The sequence below is a fragment of the Bradyrhizobium sp. MI1.10 genome, from assembly GCF_055811035.1.
Genome location: NZ_JBVVPN010000011.1, coordinates 190146 through 199242, shown reverse-complemented (window position 1 = coordinate 199242; position 9097 = coordinate 190146). Strand labels below are relative to the sequence as shown.

At 65.8% G+C, this 9097-nt stretch carries 7 protein-coding genes; 4 read left to right on the top strand and 3 right to left on the bottom strand.

What is annotated here, in order from left to right:
• Positions 1–144: 144 nt before the first annotated feature.
• Positions 145–1173 (bottom strand): AraC family transcriptional regulator, encoded by a 1029-nt coding sequence (locus AC0L3K_RS14350; RefSeq protein WP_219680217.1) that lies wholly within the window; start codon positions 1171–1173, stop codon positions 145–147.
• 157 nt (positions 1174–1330) lie between these two features.
• Between AC0L3K_RS14350 and AC0L3K_RS14345 the strand changes: the two genes are divergently transcribed.
• Genes AC0L3K_RS14345 through AC0L3K_RS14330 form a run of 4 tightly spaced genes read left to right on the top strand, consistent with a single transcriptional unit; the run spans position 1331 to position 7008 of the window.
• Positions 1331–2458, top strand: a complete 1128-nt coding sequence (locus AC0L3K_RS14345) for an isovaleryl-CoA dehydrogenase (RefSeq protein ID WP_283843410.1) — start codon at positions 1331–1333, stop codon at positions 2456–2458.
• Between the two features lie 24 nt (positions 2459–2482).
• The gene (locus AC0L3K_RS14340; RefSeq protein WP_473366237.1) at positions 2483–4087 is read left to right on the top strand and encodes a carboxyl transferase domain-containing protein; all 1605 of its coding nucleotides are present in this window, start codon (positions 2483–2485) and stop codon (positions 4085–4087) included.
• A 4-nt stretch (positions 4088–4091) separates the two neighbouring features.
• Positions 4092–6095 carry an acetyl/propionyl/methylcrotonyl-CoA carboxylase subunit alpha gene (locus tag AC0L3K_RS14335; RefSeq protein ID WP_219680208.1) on the top strand — a complete coding sequence of 668 codons (2004 nt, stop codon included), beginning with the start codon at positions 4092–4094 and terminating at the stop codon, positions 6093–6095.
• Between the two features lies 1 nt (position 6096).
• Positions 6097–7008, top strand: a complete 912-nt coding sequence (locus AC0L3K_RS14330) for a hydroxymethylglutaryl-CoA lyase (protein ID WP_219680205.1) — start codon at positions 6097–6099, stop codon at positions 7006–7008.
• 93 nt (positions 7009–7101) lie between these two features.
• Here AC0L3K_RS14330 and AC0L3K_RS14325 read toward each other — a convergent pair whose 3' ends face one another.
• Both AC0L3K_RS14325 and AC0L3K_RS14320 read right to left on the bottom strand, forming a co-directional pair.
• Positions 7102–8028 (bottom strand): dihydrodipicolinate synthase family protein, encoded by a 927-nt coding sequence (locus AC0L3K_RS14325; RefSeq protein WP_007591326.1) that lies wholly within the window; start codon positions 8026–8028, stop codon positions 7102–7104.
• 75 nt (positions 8029–8103) lie between these two features.
• Positions 8104–9087: a TRAP transporter substrate-binding protein gene (locus tag AC0L3K_RS14320; protein ID WP_219680202.1), complete on the bottom strand. Its 984-nt coding sequence runs from the start codon at positions 9085–9087 to the stop codon at positions 8104–8106.
• Positions 9088–9097 lie beyond the last annotated feature (10 nt).

Sequence of the window (9097 nt, the reverse complement as noted above, 5' to 3'; positions counted from 1 at the left end):
CGCCCCCCCCCCCCCCCCCCCCCCCCCCCCCCCCCCCGCGCCCCGGGGGGGCCCCCCCCCCCCCCCCCCCCCCCCCCGGTGCCCCAACTGGGCCCCCCCGCGGGGCGCCCCCGCGCCCCCCCAAACGGCACGACAGCCCGCGCGTCAGCGATACCGGCCGCGGAACTCGCGCGGCGAGGTACCGGTCCAGCTGCGGAAGGCGCGGGAAAAGCTCTTTTCGTTGCGGAAGCCGGCGATCTCCGCGATCCGCTTGATCGGGCTGCGACCGCGCATCAGCTCCTGCTTGGCGAGCTCGAATTTTGCCTCTTCCTTGAGATCGCGCAATGAGGTCGCCTCCTCGCTCAGGCGCCGATGCATGGTGCGGGTAGAGAGTGCCAGCTCGCTTGCGACATCCTCGGCTCCGAGACTGCGTCCGCGCGCATTGCGGAGCACGCGGCGAACGCGCTCGACCAGCAGCCGGTCGCGCCGATAGGGGAGCACTGTCAGCCGCAGCGCGCCCTTGAGCATGTTGTCGAGGTCCGCCGCGCTACGGGTGAGCGGCAGCGACAGATAATGCTTGTCGAAGGTGATGGAAGCACGGTCCGCATCGAAGCGGATGTTTCGGCAAAAGATGGTGGGATAGACCGAGACATGGCCGGGCTCGGCGTACGGGAATTCCGCGGCGCGGAGCGCGATCCTGGAATCCACGGCCCAGCAGGAAAAGCCAAGAACATAGCGAAGCAGGGTGACCAGGCAGAATTCGCGTAGAGATCCAAGGTCGCGCAGTTCACGGATGGACACGACTGCGGTCTCCTTGCCGACCGCGAGATCGAGCAGCACGTCCTCGGTGAGCAGACGATGGTGCCGGCACCAGCGCTTGAGCGCGACCTCCAGCGTCGGGGCGGTGATCGAGGCGCGGCACAGCATGCCGTAGGTGCCGAAGGGCAGCCGGCGCGAGAACCAGCCGAGCGCCTCGTCATCGAGCTCGCGCATGGCATGGCCCGCCAGCGCCTCGAACTGGCCGGCCGTGACCCGTCCACCCGGAGAATTGACAAGGTCTGGCGTTACCTGACCCCGGCTCAGCGCCTCGGTCGGATCGCGGCCGTAACGTTCGTAAGCGGCAACGACCCCGCGGACGAAGGCGGCTGGGGTCACGGCGCGGCGCGGGATCGCGGTTGCGACTTGAAAAGGCATCGGAAATCCTCTGGGAAAATCCTCGCCAAGTTTGGCGGAAAATGCAACCTTTTCGACCGCAGAAGGGCCCCGATGCCGCTAGGTTCGGTCCCCAAAAGACGGAGGAATCGCCTTGAATATTCCGAGCATCGATTTCGATCTGGGCGAAGATATCGGCATGCTGCGCGACACGCTGCGCGCCTTCGTGGAGGCGGAGATCGCCCCGCGTGCCGCCGATATCGAGAAAGCCAATCTGTTCCCGGCGGACCTCTGGAAGCGCCTCGGCGACCTCGGCCTGCTTGGCATGACCGCGCCGGAGCAATATGGCGGCTCCAACATGGGCTATCTCGCCCATATCGTCGCGATGGAGGAGATTTCGCGCGGCTCGGCCGCGGTCGGTCTCTCCTACGGTGCCCATTCCAATCTCTGCGTCAACCAGATCCGCCGCAACGGCAGTGATGCGCAGCGCGAGCGTTATCTGCCGAAGTTGATCTCCGGCGAGTATGTCGGCGCGCTCGCGATGTCCGAGCCCGGCGCCGGCTCCGACGTTGTGTCCATGAAACTGCGCGCCGACAAGCGCGGCGACCGCTACGTGCTCAACGGCTCGAAGATGTGGATCACCAATGGCGGCGATGCCGACGTGCTGGTGGTCTATGCCAAGACCGATCCGGAAGCGGGCCCGCGCGGCATGACCGCCTTCCTGGTCGAGAAGGGGGCCAAGGGCTTCAGCCACGGCCAGCATCTCGACAAGCTCGGCATGCGCGGCTCCAACACCTATCCACTGTTCTTCGACGAATGCGAGGTGCCGGAGGAGAACGTGCTTGGCAAGGTCGGCGAGGGCGTCGGGGTGCTGATGTCCGGCCTCGACTATGAGCGCACGGTCCTCTCCGGCGGCCCGCTCGGGATCATGGCGGCCTGCATGGACGCGGTGGTGCCCTACATGCACGAGCGCAAGCAGTTCGGCCAGCCGATCGGCGACTTCCAGCTCATGCAGGGCAAGCTCGCCGACATGTACGCGACCTGGCAGGCCACGCGCGCCTATGTCTATGCGGTGGGGCGTGCCTGCGACCGCGCCGATCACGCACGCAGCTTGCGCAAGGATGCGGCGGCTGCGATCCTCTATTCCGCGGAGAAGGCGACGTGGATGGCGGGCGAGGCGATCCAGGCGCTTGGCGGGGTCGGCTACACCTCCGAATTTCCGGTCGGACGGCTCTGGCGCGACGCCAAGCTCTACGAGATCGGCGCGGGGACTTCCGAGGTCCGCCGCATGCTGATCGGCCGCGAATTGATGGCTGAGACGGCTTAAAACCTTCACGCAATTGGAATCAACATGCCGCTCCATTCCAGCATCGATACGTCTTCGTCGGACTTTGCACGCAATTCCGAGGCCATGCGCAGCCTCGTCGCGGATCTGCGCGAAAAGCTGAGCCAGGTCGCCGGCGGCGGCGGTGAGGTCTCGCGCAACCGCCATACCTCGCGCGGCAAGATGCTGGCGCGGGAGCGCGTCGACCTCTTGGTCGATCCCGGCACCGCGTTCATGGAGCTGTCGCCGCTCGCGGCCTATGGCCTCTATGGCGGCGACGTGCATTCGGCCAGCGTTGTCTCCGGGGTCGGGCGCATCGCGGGTCGCGAATGCGTGATCGTTGCCAACGATGCCACCATCAAGGGCGGCACCTATTATCCCATGACCGTGAAGAAGCATCTGCGCGCGCAGGACGTGGCGCGGCAGAACAATCTTCCCTGCGTCTACATGGTGGATTCCGGCGGCGCCTTCCTGCCGCTGCAGGACGAGATCTTTCCGGACGAGCGTCATTTCGGCCGTATCTTCTACAACCAGGCCCAGATGTCGTCGCAAGGCATCCCGCAGATTGCCATCGTGATGGGCTCCTGCACGGCCGGCGGCGCCTATGTCCCCGCGATGTCGGACGAGAGCATCATCGTGCGCAATCAAGGCACCATCTTCCTCGGCGGGCCGCCGCTGGTGAAAGCGGCGACGGGCGAAGTGGTGACCGCGGAAGAGCTCGGCGGCGCCGACGTGCATTCGCGGCAATCGGGCGTGACCGATCATTACGCCCAGAACGACGCGCACGCGATCGGCATCGCCCGCCGCATTGTCGGCACGCTGAAACCATCGGTGCGACCGAACCTCAACATGCATCCGGCGAGTGATCCCTTGTTTGCGGCGGAGGAGATCTACGGCGTGGTGCCCGTCGACGGGCGCAAGCCGTTCGACGTGCGCGACATCATTGCGCGCGTGGTTGATGGCTCCGAATTCGACGAGTTCAAGAAGCTCTACGGCACGACGCTGGTGTGCGGCTTCGCTCACATCTGGGGTTTTCCGGTTGGCATCATCGCCAACAACGGCATTCTCTTCAGTGAAAGTTCGCTGAAGGGGGCGCATTTCATCGAGCTGTGCTGCCAGCGCGGCATTCCGCTGGTGTTTTTGCAGAACATTACCGGCTTCATGGTCGGCAAGAAGTACGAGGCCGGCGGCATCGCGCGTGACGGCGCCAAGCTGGTGACGGCGGTCGCGACGGCGTCGGTGCCGAAATTCACCGTCGTGATCGGCGGCTCCTATGGCGCCGGCAATTACGGCATGTGCGGTCGCGCCTACTCACCGCGCTTCCTCTGGATGTGGCCGAACGCCCGCATCTCGGTGATGGGCGGCGAGCAGGCCTCGATGGTGCTGAGCCAGGTCCGCCGCGACAATATCGAGGCCAAGGGCGACAGCTGGTCGAAAGAAGACGAAGATAAATTCCGCGAGCCGATCCGCGCGCAATATGAGAGCCAGGGGCACCCGTATTACGCGACCGCGCGGCTCTGGGACGACGGCGTGATCGACCCGGCCGATACAAGGCTGGTGCTCGGCCTTGGCCTCTCGGCCGCGTCGAATGCGCCGATCGAGCCGACGAAATTTGGCCTGTTCAGGATGTGATGCGATGGACCGCTCAAAGCTCTACCGTCGTTTTCGCACGCTCCTGATCGCCAACCGCGGCGAGATCGCCTGCCGGGTGATCCGCACCGCGCGCGCCATGGGCCTGCGCACCGTCGCGGTCTATTCCGAGGCCGACCGCGAGGCGATGCATGTCGCGCTCGCCGACGAGGCCGTACTGCTCGGACCCGCACGCGCTCGCGACAGCTATCTCAATGTCGAGCGGCTGATCGGGGCCGCGCGAAAGACCGGCGCGGAGGCGGTCCATCCCGGCTACGGCTTCCTATCTGAGAACGCCGAGTTTGCGCAGGCGTGCTTCGACGCCGGCCTGGTCTTCGTCGGCCCGACCGCCGCGATGATGACCGCGATGGGCTCGAAGTCCGGCTCCAAGGCGCTGATGGAGAAGGCCGGCGTACCGCTGGTGCCCGGCTATCACGGCGAGGCCCAGGACGATGCGACGCTGGCGAAGGCGGCCGAGAAAGTCGGTTTCCCCATTCTGGTAAAGGCGTCCGCCGGCGGCGGCGGCCGTGGCATGCGCATCGTTCGCTCCGTGGATGAACTTGCGCCTGCAATCGTCAGCGCGAAGCGGGAAGCAAAAGCCGCGTTCGGCGACGACCGCATGCTGATCGAAAAATACGTCGATAACCCCCGCCATATCGAGGTGCAGATCGTCGGCGATAGCCATGGCAATCTGCTCTCGCTGTTCGAGCGCGAATGCACGTTGCAGCGGCGGCACCAGAAGGTGATCGAGGAGGCGCCGTCGCCGACGCTCAATGCGGCCCAGCGCGAGACGGTCTGCGCCGCTGCGCGAAAGGCGGCCGGAGCCGTCAACTATGTCGGCGCCGGCACCATCGAGTTCGTCTCCGACGGCAAGGACGTGTTCTTCATCGAGATGAACACGCGCCTTCAGGTCGAGCATCCCGTGACCGAGCTGATCACCGGGATCGATCTGGTCGAGTGGCAGTTGCGGGTCGCCTTCGGCGAGGCGCTGCCGCTCAAACAAGATCAGATCAAGCTCAACGGACATGCGGTTGAGGCTCGGGTCTACGCGGAGAACCCGACCAAGAACTTCATGCCTTCGGTCGGCAAGATCTCGACCTGGCGGTTGCCCGCGGAAACCGGCGGCCTGCGCATCGACGCTGGCTATCGCGAGGGCGACGCCGTCTCGCCGTACTACGATGCGATGCTAGCGAAGATGATCGCCTGGGCGCCGACGCGGGAGGTCGCGATCGAGCGGCTGAACCGCGGGCTGGAAGAGTCCGACGTCCGCGGGATCGTCAGCAACATCCCGTTCCTGTCGGCGCTGATGACGCATCCGAAGGTGAGAGCGAACGCGATCGACACCGGCTTCATCGAACGCGAGCTTGCGGTCCTGACGCAGGCACCGCCGGCGCCCGGCGAGCTCGAGCTCTGCGCCGCCGTGGCCGCTGTGATCAACAACGAGCGGCAGGCTGCGCAGGCGGACGCGAATTCGCCCTGGCAAACCTTTGGCTGGATGCCGGTCGGCCGCCGCCAGCGCAACTTTACGTTCCGCGTTGGCCACGGACCCGAGCAGAAGGTTGTGCTGAACTACGGCAGCGGCCCGTCCACACTGGTGATCGGCGAACGCGAGCTGGCGTTTGCGATTGCGCCTCGCGACGGCGGCTTCGATCTGACTCTCGACGGCGTCAAATCGTCGGTCGCGGCCGTGATCGACGGTCATGAGCTGTATTTGCGCACGCGCAACGGGCGCTTCGACCTGCATTGGGTCGATCCGTTCGGCGGCGAGACCGAGGAGCAGGCCGGCGCGGATAAGATCGCAGCGCCCTTGCCGGGCACCGTCGTCGCCGTGCTGGCGGAGGAGGGGGCCAAGCTCGAGAAGGGCGCGCCGATCCTGACGCTGGAAGTGATGAAGATGGAGCAGACGCTGCGCGCGCCCTATGCCGGCGTGCTGAAGTCGATCAAATGCAAGGTCGGCGACATCGTCCAGGAGGGCATCGAGCTCGCCGTGGTCGAGCCTTCCGGAGAATGAGATGAGCGACCCCGTCCGCATCATCGAAATGGGGCCCCGCGACGGCCTGCAGAACGAGAAGACGGCGGTCAGCGTCGAGGCGCGGATCGCCTTCATCGAGGCGCTGGTCGCGGCTGGCCTCAATACGGTCGAGGTCGGCGCCTTCGTCTCGCCCAAGGCGATCCCGCAGATGGCGAGCTCGGATGCCGTGCTGCGCGGCGTCAGCCATTTGACCGGTGCCGAATTCCACGTGCTGGTGCCGAACGAGAAGGGCTATGACGCCGCGCGCGCGGCCGGCGCCAAGATCGTCTCGGTGTTCGCCGCGGTTTCCGAAGGCTTTTCGCGGGCCAACATCAATTGCACGGTCGCGGAGTCCATCGAACGGTTCAAGCCGGTGCTGGCGCGCGCCAAGGCTGATGGTGTCAAGGTACGCGGCTATATCTCCTGCGTGCTGGGCTGTCCCTTCGACGGCGAGATCAAGCCGAAAGCCGTCGCCGATCTCGCCACCACGCTGTGGGAGCTCGGCTGCTACGAAATCTCGCTCGGCGACACCATCGGCGTCGGCACGCCTGATAAAGCCAAGGAGATGCTGCGCGCGGTCAGCGCCAACATCCCGCCCGCCAATCTCTCGATGCATTTCCACGACACCTACGGCCAGGCGCTCGCCAATCTGTATGCGGGGATGGAGGAAGGCGTCCACGTCATCGATGCCGCCGCCGGCGGCCTCGGCGGCTGCCCCTACGCGCCGGGCGCGACGGGCAACGTTGCGACCGAGGACGTCGTCTACATGCTCGAGGGCATGGGAATCAGGACCGGCGTTGATATGGAGAAGCTGCTGGCTGTCACGAACGAGATGAGTCGCGTGCTCGGCAAACCGCCCGTGAGCCGCGTGGCGTCCGCACTGAATGCAAGGAAGAAGCGGGCAGCTTCGTAGGGTGGGCAAAGGCGCATAGCGCCGTGCCCACCATCTTTCCACGATTTCGATCTCAGTGGTGGGCACGCTTCGCTTTGCCCACCCTACGTGCGCTCAGGCTGCCTTCAACCCAACATCGGGCAGGCGCGGCCGGCTCTTGAGCGCCTTGGCCATCATCGCCTCGACCTCGGCCTTCTCCTGCGGCAGCAGCGCGAGGCGGGGCGGGCGGGTCAGCGCGGTGCCGCGGCCCATGATGTGCTCGCACAGCTTGATGCACTGGACGAGGTCCGGGCGTGCGTCGAGATGCAAGAGCGGCATGAACCATTCGTAGAGCGGCATCGCCTCGGCATAGCGTCCGGCCTTGGCCAGGCGAAACAGCGTCTCGCCCTCGCGCGGAAAGGCGTTCGACATGCCGGACACCCACCCCACGGCGCCCATGGCGATGCTCTCGACGATGACGTCGTCGAGGCCGGCGAACAGCACGAAGCGATCGCCGACCATGTTCCTGGTGTCGATGAAGCGCCTTGTGTCGCCCGAGGAATCCTTGAAGCAGACGACGGTCTCGACGTCGGCGAGCGTGGCCAGAATGTCGGGGGTGACGTCGTTCTTGTAGATCGGCGGATTGTTGTAGAGCATCACCGGCAGGTCCGTCGCGGTGGCGACGGCGCGGAAATGCGCGGCGGTCTCGTGCGGCTTGGACGAATAGACCAGGGCCGGCATCACCATCACGCCGTCGATGCCGACGCGCGCGGCCTCCTTCGCGGTTTCGACTGCGAAGGCCGTGGTGAATTCGGCGATGCCGCACAGCACGGGCACGCGGCCGGCCGCAACGGATTTCGCCGTCTCCATGATCGCGACCTTCTCCTTGCGCTCCAGCGAGGTGTTCTCGCCGACCGAGCCGCAGACGATCAGGCCGGAGACGCCATCACGGATCAGTCCGTCCATCACCTTCGCGGTCGCGTCGATGTCGAGCGAGAGATCGTCGTGGAATTGCGTGGTGACGGCCGGGAAGACGCCCTCCCAGGAAACGCGGCGGCTCATGATTTGACTCCGAGTGGATTTGGCCGGCGGGGGGCTGGATCCGCCGGGGTTCTTGGAAGGGGATGGCGGTTGGGGTCAGAGCGTGGCGCCGACCTTGCGCAGCTCGGCGAGGACGGGCGCCTTCGGCAGCCAGATCTTGTCGAACTCGGCAATGACGGCTTCGGTATCGCCGGCCGGCACCTGGCGGATCGGGATCGGGGCATTGCGGAAATTCTCGATCAGCGCGGGCTCGTTGGAGGCCAATTCGTCGATCTGCGCATCCAGCGTCGACTTGACGGTCTTGGCGATCAGCTCGCGGTCGGCGGCGGGGAGCGACTGCCAGACCCGGCCCGAGAGCACTGCGGCCATCGGCATGAAGACGGCGTTCATCTGCAGGATCACCTTCGACACCTTGTCGAAGCGCTGGTTCCAGGAGAATTCGAGATCAGCCTCGAGACCGTCGACCTGGCCATTGGCCATCGCGTCGAACACCTGCGGCGTCGGGATCGGCGTCGGAGCTGCACCCAGCGAGGAATAGAAATCGCGATAGACCGGCGTCGGATTGATGCGCAGCTTCATGCCTTTGATGTCGGCGAGCGAAGTCAGGTCCTTTGAGGAGAATACCGCCCGCATGCCGGTGATGCCCCAGCCGAGCCCGATCGTTCCGGTCTCCTGCGGCAGCACCTCGAACAGCTTCACCGCCGCCGGATGCCGTACGAATTTCGCCACTGCGGGCGTCGAGCGGACGATGTAGGGCGCATTGATCGCTGCAATGTGCGGCACGCGCGAGCCGAGCTCTGCGGCCTGGACGAAGCCCATGTCGAGCGCGCCGGACTGCAATTGCTGCATCATCGCGGGCTCGTTGCCGAGCTGGCCGGAGTGAAATACGGTCAGGGTCAGGCGGCCGTTGGTCGCCGCCTTGAGATCTTCACCGAATTTGAGCGCAGCCTTGTTCCAGGAATGGCCGTTCGGCGTAATCAGGCCGAGACGGAATTCCTTGGCCTGGGCGAGCGCCAACGACGGCGCGAACACCGATGCGGCGGCGCTGGCTGCGAGAAAGCGGCGGCGTGAAAGCGGCATGGTCGGGCTT